This window comes from Nonomuraea harbinensis, from assembly GCF_019396385.1.
GTDB classification, from domain to species: Bacteria; Actinomycetota; Actinomycetes; order Streptosporangiales; family Streptosporangiaceae; genus Nonomuraea; species Nonomuraea ferruginea.
In genome coordinates, this window is record NZ_JAHKRN010000007.1 from 117385 (window position 1) to 131332 (window position 13948).

Consider the following 13948-nt stretch of genomic DNA (forward strand, 5'->3'; position numbering starts at 1 on the left):
GGGTTACCGAGCTGGTGGTTTCCCCGGGCCGAACGACCGGCGCACCTTCTCCCCCCGCTCCCCCACAGCTCCCAGGTTCTTGCCGTTGACCTGCACCGACACGGCTCCGGCGTCACCCACCTCGAAGTCGATCCGGCTCTGCGCCCGCCAGGTGGCGCTGCTGCCCGCCTTGAGGCTGCCGTCGAACAGCCGGCGTCCCTTGGCGTCGCGCACCGTCATGCGGGCCCGCCGCTTCGCCTCGACCGTGACCTCGACCGTGTTCTTGCCCGCCATGGCCACGGCGGACGGCCCCTCGGTGAACGGCGAGTTCGGCGGCACGGTGGCCGCCGGCCGCTCCCCGCGGGCGGTGCGGACCTGGTCGGACGCGCCGCCCAGGACCTTGACCACGCCGAACACGACCACCACGGACAGCGCGACCGCCAGCGCCGGGGCCCAGCCCGGCCCCCGCCGCTCGGACATCTTGATGATGCGGTCGGCCTGGAACACCGCCGCCGCCCGCACCGGCTGCGGCGCACCGCCGTGCAGCTGGTCGTAGGCGTGCACCACGGCCTCGGGATCGAGCCCCACGGCAGCCGCGATGGTCTTGACGTGCCCCCTGATGTAGAAATCGCTTCCGGACTCGGCGAACTCGTCACGCTCGAGCGCGTTGATGATCGCCTCTCGAATACGCGTGATCTTGCTCAGCTGCTCGACAGTCAACCCCGAAGACTGCCGAGCCGCCGCCAATATGGCTCCGATGCTCTGCTCCTGCACGACAACCGCCTCCCCACGACGGAGCGTAGTTGCTCCTATTCAAGCAGTAAGTGGCAGGGAAGTGGCCATTGGGGTCATTCGCCACGCAGGTCGGCTAGCAATCCGGGCAGATCATCTGGTTTCACCAGCACCTCGCGAGCCTTGGAACCCTCGCTGGGACCGACCACTTCGCGGCTCTCCAGCAGGTCCATCAGCCGCCCGGCCTTCGCGAAGCCGACGCGCAGCTTGCGCTGCAGCATCGAGGTCGAGCCGAACTGGGTGGTGACGATCAGCTCGGCGGCCTGGATGAGCAGGTCGAGGTCGTCGCCGATGTCCTCGTCGATCTCCTTCTTGGCGCCGGCCGCGACGGTCACGTCATTGCGGTACTCCACCTGCATCTGCTGCTTGCAGTGGTTGACGATCTCGGCGATCTCCTTCTCGGAGACGAACGCGTTCTGGATCCGGATCGGCTTGCTGGCCCCCATCGGCAGGAACAACGCGTCACCCTGGCCGACCAGCTTGTCGGCGCCCGGCTGGTCGAGGATGACCCGCGAGTCGGTCAGCGAGGACACCGCGAACGCCAGCCGGGACGGCACGTTGGCCTTGATCAGGCCGGTGACGACGTCCACGCTCGGCCGCTGGGTGGCGATGACCAGGTGGATGCCCGCCGCGCGGGCGAGCTGGGTGATGCGGACGATGGAGTCCTCCACGTCGCGCGGCGCCACCATCATCAGGTCGGCCAGCTCGTCCACGATCACCAGCAGGTACGGATAGGGCTGGTAGACGCGTTCGCTGCCGGGCTGCGGGACGAGCTTGCCCGCCCGCACCGCCTTGTTGAACTCGTCGATGTGGCGGAACCCGCTGGCCGCCAGGTCGTCGTAGCGGCGGTCCATCTCGCCCACCACCCATTCGAGGGCCTCGGCGGCCTTCTTCGGGTTGGTGATGATCGGGGTGATCAGGTGGGGGATGCCCTCGTACACGCTCAGCTCGACCCGCTTGGGGTCGACGAGCACCATGCGCACCTCGTCGGGGGTGGCGCGCATGAGGATCGAGGTGATCAGCCCGTTGACGCAGACGGACTTGCCCGCGCCCGTGGCGCCGGCGATGAGCAGGTGGGGCATCTTGGCCAGGTTGGCCACGATCGTGCGGCCCTCGACGTCCTTGCCCAGCCCGACGATCATCGGGTGGTGGTCGGCCTGCGCCACCTGGGCGCGGAGCACGTCGCCGAGCGCGACCAGGTCCTTGTCGGCGTTCGGGATCTCCACCCCGATCGCCGACTTGCCGGGGATCGGGGACAGGATCCGAACATCGGCCGATTTAACGGCATAGGCGATGTTCTTGGTCAGCGCGGTGACCTTCTCCACCTTCACCGCGGGCCCCAGCTCGATCTCGTAGCGGGTCACGGTCGGCCCGCGGGTGAACCCGATCACCTGGGCGTCGATGGTGAACTGCTCCAGCACGCTGGTCAGCGCGTTCACCACGACCGTGTTGGCCTTGGTCTGCGGCTTGGGCGCGGTGCCCTGCTTGAGATGCTGCAGGTCAGGCAGTTGGTACGGGCCCGCCTGCGGAGAGAGCACGAGCTGCTCGACCTTGCGCGGCGCCGGGGTGGGCTGCGGCGGCTCCGGCTGCTTGACCGGCGCCGGCGGCGGCTCCTCCTCGTCCATGAGCCCCGGGACGATCTCCGGCGAGTGGTCCTCGCGCTTCTCCTTCTCCGACAGGACGGGCGTGTCGTACGGTTTGACCGACTCCTCGCCCTCGGCGGCGGGCTTCTTCGGCCGCCCGCGCTTCTTCGGCTGCGGCGCGGGCCTGCCCTCCGGCGTCTGGCGCTCGAAGAGCATGTGGCGCAGCTCGGCCAGCCGCTCCGGGATGCGGTGGACGGGCGTGGCCGTGATCACCAGCACGCCGAACCCCGACAGGATCAGCAGCAGCGGGATCGTGATCCACGGCGGCAGGATGCTCATCGGCGGCGCCGACACGATGAACCCGATCATGCCGCCCGCCTGCGACACCTTCTCCATCGTGTTGTTCGCGTCGCCCGCGGGGTAAGGGGTGCCGTTGGCGACGTGGATCACCCCGAGGACGCCGACGAGCAGCGCGCTCCACCCGATCACCATCCGGCCGGTGTCGGCGTTCTGGTCGGGGTGGCGCAGGTAACGCCAGGCCAGCAGGCCGAACAGCAGCGGCAGCGCCCACGCCAGCGAGCCGAACACGGCGTGCACGACAGTGTGGACGACCTCCGAGACGCCGCTCCTGGTGTCGCGCCAGGTCATCGCCGCCAGCACGATGGCGCCGGCGAGGACCGCCAGGCCGACGCCGTCGCGGCGGTGGACCGGGTCGAGCTCTCTGGCGTTCTTGCCCAGGGCGCGGGCGGTGCTGCCGATGCCGTTGGCGAGCAGCATCCACAGGCCGACGACCAGCTTGCCGATCATGGTGAAGACCCAGCTGATCGGGTCCTGGTGGGTCATCGGGGGTTTACGGGCCGGCCCCGCCCCCTTCGCCCTGGGCCGCCCCGTGGACGCGGCGCCCCGTTTCGCGGGGGTCGAGCGAGACGAGGGCGACCGCTTCGCCGGACCCTTCGATGCGCTTTTCGGCGTACGGGTGGCCATGTTGCCAAAGGTACGTCGGATACCCCCGAGAAAGCACCGGGACGCGCCGGGCCACCGCCGGATCGTGTCGAAAGACTTCCCCGGCGCCAGCCGGCTGGTGACCAACCTCGGCCTTCTTCCCAAGTGGAGGGAGCGCGGGCTCCCGGTCTGCCACCCTGAGAGTGACCGAACTGCCACATCGAGTGATGTTCTAGGACGCACAGTGGAGACGACCCGGGTGTCGAGCACCTCCTTCGACGGCACTCCCCATGCCCCGGCGGCGGCGCGACGGTTCGTCCGCCAGGTGCTCGGCGAGTGGAGCCTGAGCCATCTGGCGGAGGACGCCGTGCTGCTGACCAGCGAACTCGTCACCAACGCGGTGGTGCACGCCGGCACCGGCGTCGAGCTGACCTGCCGGTTGGACGCCGAGGCGGTGCCGCCCAAACTCGAGATCGAGGTCGACGACCAGCAGCCCGGCCGGACCGTCCTGGACGTGCCGCCTCCCGCCGAGGAGATGGCCACCTCCGGGCGTGGCCTGGCGCTGGCGGGCATGCTCGCCGACGCCTGGGGCGTCACGTACACCAGGAGCGCGAAGCGGGTCTGGGTGCGGATGGAGCTCGCCGACGCCCAGGAGCCGTGCCCGCCCTCGATCCCGGCGCCGCGCGAGCCCGTGGACGCGCTGCGGGTGGCGGTGCTGGTCGCCGACGCGGGCGGGCGGGTGATCTCGTGGAACGCCGACGCCGAGGCCCTGCTCGGCTGGACGGCGCGGCAGGCGGCGGGCCGGCCGCTGGAGGACCTGGTCGACTGGGACGGTCACGGCCCCGACGCGCCGGCCCTGTCCGACGCGCTCGCGCTGGGCCGCTGGCGCGGGGAGTCGCGGATGCGCCACCGCGACGGGCGGCTGGTCCCCGTCTACGTCTCCCACCTGCGCACCGGGGGCAGGCCGGAGCACCGGAGGGCGATCTGGATGGTGGTGGGCGGCGACCACGGGTTCGTGCTGGCCTCGCCGCCGTCACCCGCCAGGCGGGAGGCCGGCCGGCGTATCAAGGACCTGCTCGACCGCGACCGCCCGTTCGCCGAGCTGCTCGACACGATCGCGCGGATCGTCCAGCTTTCCAGCGCCGGCGACGCCGCGTACGTGCTGCTGCGCGCCGACTCCGGCAACAGGTTCGGGGTGGCGGCGGGGGCGGGTGAGGCGGCGGGGCTGGTGGGCGTGGTCGCGGCGGGCGTGTTCGCCCCCGACCGGCGCGCGCCGGCGGTGGTGGACGACCTGCTCACCGCCGACGTCGAGCTGGCCCAGCGGCTGCGGGCCAGGTCGCTGGCGTGCGCGCCGCTGGTGGTGGCGGGCGAGGTGATCGGCCACCTGGCGGTGACCGCCGCCGAGCCGGGGCGGTTCGACCAGGACCTGGCCGCGAGCCTGCGGCACATCGCCGACCAGGTGGCCGGCACCGTGCAGCGGGAGCGGCTGGCCGAGCAGGACCGGGCGCACCGGGGTCGGCTGTCGTTCCTCGCCGAGGCGGGCGAGCTGCTCGCGGGCGTGCACGACGAGGAGCTGCTCGCGGCGCTGGCCGCGCAGCTCGTGGTGCCCAAGATCGCCACCTGGGCGGCGGTCTACCTGACCGACCTGGCGGGCATGACGCGGCTGGCGCACGTGTGGCACCGGGAGGAGCGGCACAACGCCGAGCTGCGCACGTCGCTGCCCGCCCTCCCGCGCACGCCGCTGAGCGAGGTCACCTGGCCGGTCGGCCGCGGGAACGTGCTGTCGTTCCCGCTGCTGACCCAGGGCAGGGCCCACGGCGCGCTGGTGATCGGCCGGAGCGAGCCGACGCTGCCGCTGGAGCTGGCCGAGCTGCTGGCCGACCTGTGCCGCCTGATCGCGCTCAACCTGCACACCGCGATGCTCTACACCCGCCAGGCCACCACCTCCAAGGCGCTGCAGCGCAACCTGCTGCCGGTGCGGATGGCGCCGATGCCCGGCCTGGAGTCCGCGGTCGTGTACGAGCCGGCCGAGGAGGGCGCGCACGTCGGCGGCGACTTCTACGACCTGTTCACCGTGGCCGACCACTGGTGCTTCGCCCTCGGCGACGTCTGCGGCAGCGGGCCGGAGGCGGCCGCCGTCACCGGGCTCGCCAGGCACGCCGTGCGGCTGCTCGCGAAGGAGAACTACACCGTGGCCGACATCCTGGACCGGCTCAACCGGACGCTGCTGGAGGAGGACGAGGAGGGCCGGTTTCTCAGCCTGCTGTGCGGGGAGCTGACGCCGCTAACGCGGGGCGGGGCGCGGTGCACGATCGCCTCGGCCGGGCACGTGCCGCCGCTGCTGCTGCACACCGACGGCGAGGTGGAGCAGGTGGCCTCGCCGCAGCTGCTGCTCGGCGTCGAGCACGGCGTGCGGTTCTTCGTGGAGTCGTTCGAGCTCGCGCCCGAGGAGGTGCTGCTGTGCGTCACCGACGGGGTGACCGAGCGGCGCGACGGCAAGCGGCTGCTCGACGACGACGACGGGCTGTCCAGGCTGCTGTCGGGCTGCACCGGGCTGAGCGCCCACGCCGTCGCCGAGCGGGTGCGGCAGGCGGTCCACTCCTTCGCCGGCGCCCCGTCGAGGGACGACGTGGCGCTGCTGGTGCTGCGGGCTACGCCGGCTCTCCCCTGATCAACCCGGGAAGCGGTAGGTGGTGGTGGAGGCGCGGACCTCGCCGGGGCGCAGCACGGTCGAGGGGAACGCCGGCTGGTTGGGCGAGTCGGGGAAGTGCTGCGTCTCCAGGCAGAACCCGGCGTGCGGGCCGTACGGGGTGGCGTCGCCGTCGAGCATGCCGCCCGCGTAGAACTGGACGCCGGGCTCGGTGGTGGTGACCTCCATGGTGCGGCCGCTGCCCGGCTCGGTCACGGTGATGTCGCCGTTCAGGACGAAGCAGTGGTCGTAGGCGCCGTCGAAGCGCTCGCCGATCGCGTGGGGGGTGGTGAAGTCGAACACGGTGCCCTTGACCGGGGCCGCCTCGCCGGTGGGGATCTTGTCGCCGTCGACGGGCAGGTAGTGGTCGGCCGCCATGCGGACCACGTGGCCGAGCACGTCGCCGCCGCCGGCCAGGTTGAAGTAGGAGTGGTTGGTCAGGTTGACCACGGTGGGCGCGTCGGTCTCGGTGGTGTAGTCGATGCGCAGCGCGTCGCCGTCGAGCGTGTAGGTGACGGAGGCGGTGAGCGTGCCGGGGTAGCCCTGGTCGCCGTCGGGGCTGACGAGCGCGAGCGTGATGGCCGAGCCGGTGACGTCGCGGATCGTCCAGACCTTGCTGTCGAAGCCCTCGGTGCCGCCGTGGAGGCTGTTGGGCCCGTTGTTGACGGGCAGGTGGTACTCGACGCCGTCGAGCGTGAAGCGGCCGCCCGCGATGCGGTTGCCGTAGCGGCCGACCACGGCGCCGAAGTAGCGGCTGCGGGTCAGGTAGTCGTCCAGGGTCGGCAGGCCGAGCACCACGTTGACGCCGTCGACCTCAAGCGTTTGCAGGATGGCCCCGTACGAGAGCACCGCCGCGCGCAGGCGCCCCGAGGTCAGTTCGTGGCGCTCGACGCGCTCCCCCGAGGGCAGCGTTCCGAAGTTCATGTGTGGGCCTCTCCCGTAGATTCGCGGACGATCAGGCTCGTCTCCAGCACGGTGACGCCGCTGGTGGCCTCGGAGTCGACCGAGCCGAGCAGCAGATCGACGGCGATGCGGCCGGCGGCGGCGGTGGGCATCGCGATGGTGGTCAGCTTGGGGCGGCTCAGGCGGCCAGGCACGATGTCGTCGACGCCGATCACGCTGATCTCCCCGGGCACGTCGACCCCCCGCTCGGCCAGTCCTTCGATCAAGCCTATGGCGACCAGGTCGTTGTAGGCGAGCACCCCGGTGGCGCCGGAGGCGATCACGTCGGTGACGGCGGCCAGGCCGCCGAGCTCGGTGGGCGGGTTGGGGCCGAGGAAGGTGACGTCGGCCTCGCTCATGGCGGCGGCGGCCGCCTGCATCTCCTTGCTGGTCCACGAGCCGCTGGGCCCGGTCACCAGGGCGAGCCTGCGGTGGCCGAGGCCGGTGAGGTGCTCGACGGCGAGCCTGACCCCGCGGCCGACGTCCATGAGCACCGTCGGCATGCCTTTGACCCTGCGGTTCACCACGACGAACGGCACCTCTTCGCGCAGCCGCTCGATCGTCTTGTTGGTCAGCCGGGGGCTGCACAGCAGCACGCCGTCGACCTGCTTGGTGAGGGTCTGGATCAGCTCCTCCTCGACCTGCGGGTCCTCGTCGGTGTCGGCCACGAACACGTGGTAGTCGCGGAGCCTGGCCTGCGCCTGGGCCGCTTTGATGAGCGGCGGGAAGAACGGGTTGGCGATGTCGGCCACGATCAGGCCGATGTTGTGGGTGCGCCCCGTGGTCAGCGCGCGGGCGGCCCGGTTGGGCCGGTAGCCGAGATCCTCGGCGACGGCGAGCACGCGGGTGCGCGTGACCGGGTTGACCAGATGGGGGGCGGAGAAGGCGCGCGACACCGTGGAGACGTGTACGCCTGATGCCTCCGCCACGTCACGAATGGTCACCGCCACGCTGGGCCTCCGAGCATGCCAAGTACATTAATGCAAGCGCTTGTATCGCTGTCAACGGGCCTCTTTCGTGAGGGCCGAGCGCCGAAAACTCATGCTACCGCGCATGAGGCCAGCGGCGACACCGCAGGCTGAGACGAGTCGGCTTGACGTTCTGCCGACGGCACCTCAATACTTTTTGCAACCGGTTGCGGTAATGACCCCTGCGGAAGGGTGAACGAGCGATGACACGAACACTGGTGACGGGCAGCGCCGGAAGGCTGGGGCGAAGCCTGGTCACCTCGCTGGCGCAGGCGGGTCACGAAGTGATCGGCGTCGACGTCACCGCCGGCACCCCGGACGACGCGGCGGCCACCCTCCCGGCCGACCTCACCGACCTGGGCGAGGCGTACGACGTGATGGCGCGGTTCCGGCCCGACGTCGTGGTCCACCTGGCGGCCATCGCGACCCCGTTCAGCCGTACCGAGGGCGTGATCTTCCGCACCAACACGCAGCTGGCGTTCAACGTATGCGAGGCGGCGAGCAACGCGGGCGTGGGCCGGGTGGTGGTGGCCAGCAGTCCCACGGTGATCGGTTACGGGTCGCCGTCCGGCTGGGCGCCGAGCTATCTGCCGATCGACGAGGACCACCCGACGTCGCCGTGGAACGCCTACAACCTGTCCAAAGTAGTCGCCGAGCAGACGATGGCGTCGTTCGCGCGCAGCTCGCGGACGCGGTTCGCGGCGGTGCGGCCGTGTTTCGTGGTGGCGCCCGAGGAGTGGGCGGGCGCGCCCACCCAGTCGGGCCACACGATCCTGGAGCGCCTGGATCTGCCGGAGATCGCCGGTGTCTCGCTGTTCAACTACATCGACGCCAGGGACGCCTCCGACATGATCGCCACCCTCATCGAGCGGCTGCCCGGCCTGCCCAGCGGCGAGGTGTTCTTCGCCGGCGCGGCCGACGCGCTGGCCCGCCGCCCCCTCGCGGAGCTGCTCCCCGCCGTGATGCCCGGCACGAGCGAGCACGCGCCCGCGCTCACCGACACTCTTCCCGCGTTCACCTCGGCCAAGGCCGAGCGCATGCTCGGCTGGACCGCCAAGCGCAGCTGGCGCACCGAACTGGAGATCTGATGAACCTCAGCGGAGTCCTCTTCTTCCCCGTCACCCCCTTCACCCTGTCAGGCAAGCTCGCCGAGGAGGTGCTGGCCGAGCACATCGGACGGGGGCTCGACCATGGACCCGGCGGAGTGTTCGCGGCGTGCGGCACCGGCGAGTTCTCCTCCCTGTCGGAGGCCGAGCACGCCGCCGTCGTCCGGGTCGCCGTCGAGACGGCGGCCGGCCGGGCGCCGGTGTTCGCCGGCGCGGGCGGGCCGCTCGGCGCCGCGCTCGCGCAGGCCGGAGCGGCGCGCGAGGCGGGCGCGGACGGCTTGCTGCTGATGCCGCCCTACCTGGCCAAGGGCACCTCGGACGGGTTCGTGGCGTACGTGCGGGAGATCGCGGCGATCCTGCCGGTGATCATCTACCAGCGCGGCTCGGTGGTGCTCACCCCCGAGCAGGTGGTCGAGCTGGCGCGGGTGCCCGGCGTGGTCGGGCTGAAGGACGGCCTGGGCGACATCGACCTCATCCAGCGCTCGATGCTGGCCGTGCGCAAGGAGGTGGGCGACGGCTTCACGTTCTTCAACGGCCTGCCGACGGCCGAGCTGACCATGGGCGCCTACCGGGGCCTCGGCGTCGAGCTGTACTCCTCGGCGGTCTTCGCCTTCGCGCCCGACATCGCGACCGCGTACCTGAACGGCGAGCACCGGCTGCTGACCGAGTTCTACGAGCCGCTCGTCCGGCTGCGCTCGAAGGTGCCCGGGTACGCGGTCGCGCTGGTCAAGGCCGGGGTGCGGCTGGGCGGCCTGGACGTGGGGCCGGTCCGGCCGCCGCTGGTCGACGCCGCGCCCGAGGACGTGGCGGAGCTGGAGTCGCTGATCAAGCACGGACGCTCGCTGATCGGCACGCCGTGATCCGCGACCTCACGGTCACCCCGCGCACGGTCGCGCTGCGCCGTCCATGGGGGCCCGACGTGCCCGCCAACCACGTCCTGGTCGTCGAGGTGACGCTCGCCGACGGGCGGGTGGGCACCGGGTTCTCCTGGACGCCGCAGATCGGCGCGCACGCGGTGCGGGCGCTGCTGGAACACGACATCCGCGACGCGCTGATCGGCCTGGACCCGCACCCCGAGGTGGTGTGGGACCGGCTCTGGCGGCACCTGCGCGAGGCCGGGCCCGGCGGGATCACCACGATCGCGCTGGCCGGGGTCGACCTGGCGCTGTGGGACCTGCGCTGCGGCGAGCGCGGCCTGGTGGACGTGCTGGGCCGGCGCAGGGAGTCCGTCCCGGTGTACGGGAGCGGGGTGAACCTGCACTACCCGCTGGACGAGCTGGTGGCGCAGGCGGGCCGGTGGAAGGCCGCCGGCTACCCCGCCGTCAAGATCAAAGTGGGCCGGCCGGACGTGCGCGAGGACGTGGCGCGGGTGGCCGCCGTCCGCGAGGTGATCGGCCCGGACACGCTGCTGATGGTGGACGCCAACCAGCGCTGGGACCTGCACACCGCCCGGCGCGCCGCCGACGCGCTGGCCCCGTACGGCCTGCACTGGCTGGAGGAGCCGCTGCCGGCCGACGACGTGGCGGCGCACGTGGAGCTGCGCCGGTCGGCGCACGTGCCGATCGCGGTCGGCGAGAACGTCTACACGGTCTACGGCTTCCGCGACCTGCTGGCCGCCGGGGCCTGCGACGTCGTGCAGCCGAACGTGGTGAGGGTCGGCGGCATCACCCCGTTCCTGCGCATCGCCGAGCTGGCCCGCGCCTTCGACGTGCCGGTCTACCCGCACCTGCTGCCGGACCTGTCGGGGCAGCTGGCGCTCTCGCTGCCGCTGCCGTCCATGGCCGAGGACGTCGAGGACGCCTCGTTCGCCGCGCTGGGGCTGCTCGCCGAGCCGTACCCTGTCCGGGTGGACGGCGCGGAGCTGCGCGCCGGCGAGCACCGGGGCCTCGGCCTCCGCTGGAGGTGACATGCGTGTCGTGCTCGCCGGAGCCCAGGGCTTCGGCTCCAACTATCTCGACCGGCTGCGCCGGCTGACCGGGCTGGTCGAGCTGGCCGGGGTCTGCGACGTGCGGCCGGTCCCGCCGGAGAGCCTGGCGGGTCTCGGCTCCCCCGAGGTCTCCGCCGACCTGCCCGGCCTGATCGAGCGGACCGGCGCCCGGATCGCGATCCTGGCCACGCCCATCCCGACGCACGCCGAGCTGGCGCTGGCCGCGCTGGAGGCGGGCGCGCACGTCCTGGTGGAGAAGCCGACGGCGGCCACGCTGGCGGACTTCGACCGGATGGAGCGGGCCGCCGCCAAGGCGGGGCTGGCCTGCCAGGTCGGGTTCCAGAGCCTCGGTTCCGCGGCGGTGCCCGCGGTGCGCGAGCTGATCGCGGGCGGCGCGATCGGCCGCGTCACCGGCATCGGCGTGGGCGGCTCGTGGCCGCGCCCCGCCGCGTACTTCACCCGCAGCCCGTGGGCGGGCAGGCGGGTGCTCGACGGCGTGGACGTGGTGGACGGCGCGCTGACGAACCCGTTCGCGCACGCGCTGGCCACCGCGCTGGCGGTGGCCGGGGCCGACGAGCGCGGCGCGGTGGCCTCGGTGGAGACCGAGCTCTTCCACGCCAACGGGATCGAGTCCGACGACACCTCCGCCGTCCGCGTCACGCTCGCCGGCGGCACCCCGCTGGTGGCCGCGGTCACGCTCTGCGCGGCCGAGCGTGACGAGCCGTACGTGCTCGTCCACGGCGAGAAGGGGCGGATCCGGTTCGTCTACACGATGGACGAGGTGCAGGTGGACGACGGGCCCGTGCGGCGCTTCGACCGTACCGACCTGCTGGTCAACCTCGTCGAGCACGTGCGGTCCGGCGTCCCGCTGCTGGTGCCGATCCAGCGCACGGGCGGGTTCATGGAGGTGATGGAGGCGATCAGGGTCGCGCCCGACCCGCTGCCGATCGCCGACGACCACCAGGACCTGTCCGGCGAGGGCCGGGTGCTGCCGGGCATCGCGTCCGTCGTCGACAGGTGCGCCTCGGAGCTGGCGCTCTTCTCCGAGCTGGGCCTGAGCTGGGCGACGCCGCTCGTGGTGGGCGGCTCTCCCGTCGCCGAGTACGTGACCAGCCCCGACCTGCCGCTGACCGCGGCGCCCCGCCCCTACCTGCACCCGGTGCGCACGCTCGGCGGCACCGTGGTGACCGAGATCCGTCCGGCCGACCACCCGCACCACCTCGGGGCCGGGCTCGCGGTGACGGACCTGGGCGGCCGCAATTTCTGGGGCGGGCGCACCTACGTCCGCGACCAGGGGCCGGCCTGGCTCGACGACCACGGCGTCCAGCGGCACCTGGCCTTCACCGAGCGCGACGCCGCCGGTTTCACCGAGACGCTCTCGTGGCTGCGGCCGGGGGAAGACGCCCTGGTTCGCGAGGAACGCACCGTACGGGCCCGTCCAGCGGCGCGTGGGTGGGTCCTGGATTTCGGCTTCACCCTGCACAACCTGACCGGGGCGCCGCTGACGGTGCGCAGCTCGGCCACGAAGGGGCGGGCGGGCGCCGGCTACGGCGGGTTCTTCTGGCGCGCGCCGGCGGGCTCGCCCGGGTTGCGCGTGTTCACGGCGGCGGCCGAGGGCGAGGAGCGGGTGCACGGCTCGCGGGCGCCGTGGCTGGCGCTGTCGTCGGAGGCGTGGACGCTGCTGTTCGCGCAGGACGCCGACCCGTGGTTCGTGCGGGTGGCCGAGTATCCGGGCGTCGGCACCGCGCTGGCCTGGGACACCCCGCTGTCGTTCGACGCCCGGCTCGACAGGAAGGTGTCGGTCGTGGTCGTGGACGGGCGCCTGTCGCGCGAGGAGGCGGCCGAGCTGGCCACGGGCCGCTGACCCGCGGGCCCGGCGCGGTGCCACGCCGGGCCCGCGCCGCCGTGCCGTGTCGTGCCTTCAGCGGGACTCGGGGCGCAGTCCGGCGGCCAGCCAGGTGAAGGCGTGCTCCTGCATCGGGACGTCGAAGGCGTGCGGGGCGTCGAAGAACCTGCCCTCGTAGCCGCCGCCGGGGTAGCGGCGGGCGATGGCCTCGTGGGCGCGGCGCATCCCCCGCCCGGGGAACAGCTGGTCGTCGCGCGCGTACAGCGCCAGCAGCGGTCGCGGCGCTCCGGACGCGACCAGCGCGGGCCAGTCGCAGACCCGGGACAGGCCGGGCGGGAAGAGCATCCAGGTGTGCGCGGCCACGTACCCGTCGAGCAGGTCGGCGTAGGACGACGTCATCGCGGCGACCACGACCGCGCGCACGCCCGGGTCGAAGGCGCCCAGCAGGGCGGCCCGCAGGCCGCCGCCCGACAGGCCGGCGCAGCCGACAGGCCCGATGTCCGGCCTGCCGCGCAGGTACGCCGCCGCGGCCAGGTCCTCGCCCGCCACCACGCCCGCGAACGAGGTGCCCAGCAGCCTGCAGTACTTCTCCAGGACGTGCTCGTGGTGGCCCGCCGCCACGTCGTAGCGGTCGGCCTCCGACAGCCCGGCGTCCGGGGCCAGGGCCGTCACCCGGTCCGGCATGTCCGTGAGCGGGAACCGGCGGCTCCCCCACCCGGTCACGTCGTGCGCCAGCACCGCGAAGCCGCGCCTGGCCAGCTCGGAGGCGAACGCCCGGCCGCCGTACAGCTCGCCGCGCAGCCGCCGCACCTCGGGGGCAGGCGGCTCGGGGCCGTCGGCGATCTTCTCCTTGCCCGCCCACTTCATGCCCGCGTGGCAGTGCAGGGCCACCACGCCGGGCAGCGCGCCCCGGTGGCCGTGCGGCCTGAGCAGGTAGGCCCGGGTGCGCGGGCCGTAGCCGACGTCCCAGGACAGCTCCTCGCCGTCCAGCCCGTCCGCCGTCCAGGTGCGCTCCACCCGTACGTCTCCCGCCGTCAGGTCGAGCGTGCCGATGGCTTCGCGCGCGGCGGCCCGCAGCTCCGGCCCGGCGGGCGCGTCCGGGAACAGCTCCCACTGCCTCCCGGCCACGTCGGCGAGCCCCGAGAACTCCCCTAGATGCCGCATCTCGTACGGA

At 72.8% G+C, this 13948-nt stretch carries 10 protein-coding genes; 5 read left to right on the plus strand and 5 right to left on the minus strand.

The window, feature by feature from the left end:
* Positions 1-3 precede the first annotated feature (3 nt).
* Together KME79_RS09950 and KME79_RS09955 are read right to left on the minus strand one after the other, a co-directional pair.
* The gene (locus tag KME79_RS09950) at positions 4-753 is read right to left on the minus strand and encodes a helix-turn-helix domain-containing protein (RefSeq protein ID WP_308248856.1); all 750 of its coding nucleotides are present in this window, start codon (positions 751-753) and stop codon (positions 4-6) included.
* 74 nt (positions 754-827) lie between these two features.
* Entirely contained in the window at positions 828-3338 is a 2511-nt protein-coding gene (locus tag KME79_RS09955; protein WP_219544176.1) for an FtsK/SpoIIIE family DNA translocase, read from the minus strand.
* A gap of 202 nt (positions 3339-3540) precedes the next feature.
* Between KME79_RS09955 and KME79_RS09960 the strand changes: the two genes are divergently transcribed.
* Positions 3541-5967: a SpoIIE family protein phosphatase gene (locus tag KME79_RS09960; RefSeq protein ID WP_219544177.1), complete on the plus strand. Its 2427-nt coding sequence runs from the start codon at positions 3541-3543 to the stop codon at positions 5965-5967.
* On the opposite strand, the gene KME79_RS09965 is transcribed toward KME79_RS09960, so the two are convergent.
* Complete coding sequence (locus KME79_RS09965) at positions 5968-6909, minus strand: aldose epimerase family protein (protein ID WP_148033566.1); 942 nt, start codon at positions 6907-6909, stop codon at positions 5968-5970.
* Positions 6906-7877 carry a LacI family DNA-binding transcriptional regulator gene (locus KME79_RS09970; protein ID WP_148033567.1) on the minus strand — a complete coding sequence of 324 codons (972 nt, stop codon included), beginning with the start codon at positions 7875-7877 and terminating at the stop codon, positions 6906-6908. Before KME79_RS09970 ends, KME79_RS09965 begins: the two co-directional genes overlap by 4 nt.
* A gap of 221 nt (positions 7878-8098) precedes the next feature.
* Here KME79_RS09970 and KME79_RS09975 point away from each other — a divergent pair, with 221 nt between their 5' ends.
* The 4 genes from KME79_RS09975 to KME79_RS46880 are packed head-to-tail and all read left to right on the plus strand — an operon-like array spanning position 8099 to position 12792.
* Positions 8099-8983, plus strand: a complete 885-nt coding sequence (locus tag KME79_RS09975) for an NAD-dependent epimerase/dehydratase family protein (protein WP_219544178.1) — start codon at positions 8099-8101, stop codon at positions 8981-8983.
* A complete protein-coding gene (locus KME79_RS09980) occupies positions 8983-9861 on the plus strand; it encodes a 5-dehydro-4-deoxyglucarate dehydratase (protein ID WP_219544179.1) in 879 nt (292 codons plus the stop codon). The genes KME79_RS09975 and KME79_RS09980 overlap by 1 nt, the downstream gene beginning before the upstream one ends.
* Positions 9861-10907: a mandelate racemase/muconate lactonizing enzyme family protein gene (locus KME79_RS09985; RefSeq protein ID WP_372452413.1), complete on the plus strand. Its 1047-nt coding sequence runs from the start codon at positions 9861-9863 to the stop codon at positions 10905-10907. Before KME79_RS09980 ends, KME79_RS09985 begins: the two co-directional genes overlap by 1 nt.
* 1 nt (position 10908) lies before the next feature.
* Positions 10909-12792 carry a DUF6807 family protein gene (locus KME79_RS46880; RefSeq protein WP_219544180.1) on the plus strand — a complete coding sequence of 628 codons (1884 nt, stop codon included), beginning with the start codon at positions 10909-10911 and terminating at the stop codon, positions 12790-12792.
* Between the two features lie 57 nt (positions 12793-12849).
* On the opposite strand, the gene KME79_RS09995 is transcribed toward KME79_RS46880, so the two are convergent.
* A complete protein-coding gene (locus KME79_RS09995) occupies positions 12850-13938 on the minus strand; it encodes a dienelactone hydrolase family protein (protein ID WP_219544181.1) in 1089 nt (362 codons plus the stop codon).
* Between the last annotated feature and the right edge of the window lie 10 nt (positions 13939-13948).

What these genes read in the sequence shown, in the direction of transcription:
- KME79_RS46880 (WP_219544180.1), top strand. Translation starts at nt 10,909, where the DNA reads ATGCGTGTCGTGCTCGCCGGAGCCCAGGGCTTCGGCTCCAACTATCTC.
- KME79_RS09955 (WP_219544176.1), bottom strand. Translation starts at nt 3,338, where the DNA reads ATGGCCACCCGTACGCCGAAAAGCGCATCGAAGGGTCCGGCGAAGCGG.
- KME79_RS09965 (WP_148033566.1), bottom strand. Translation starts at nt 6,909, where the DNA reads ATGAACTTCGGAACGCTGCCCTCGGGGGAGCGCGTCGAGCGCCACGAA.
- KME79_RS09995 (WP_219544181.1), bottom strand. Translation starts at nt 13,938, where the DNA reads ATGCGGCATCTAGGGGAGTTCTCGGGGCTCGCCGACGTGGCCGGGAGG.
- KME79_RS09975 (WP_219544178.1), top strand. Translation starts at nt 8,099, where the DNA reads ATGACACGAACACTGGTGACGGGCAGCGCCGGAAGGCTGGGGCGAAGC.
- KME79_RS09980 (WP_219544179.1), top strand. Translation starts at nt 8,983, where the DNA reads ATGAACCTCAGCGGAGTCCTCTTCTTCCCCGTCACCCCCTTCACCCTG.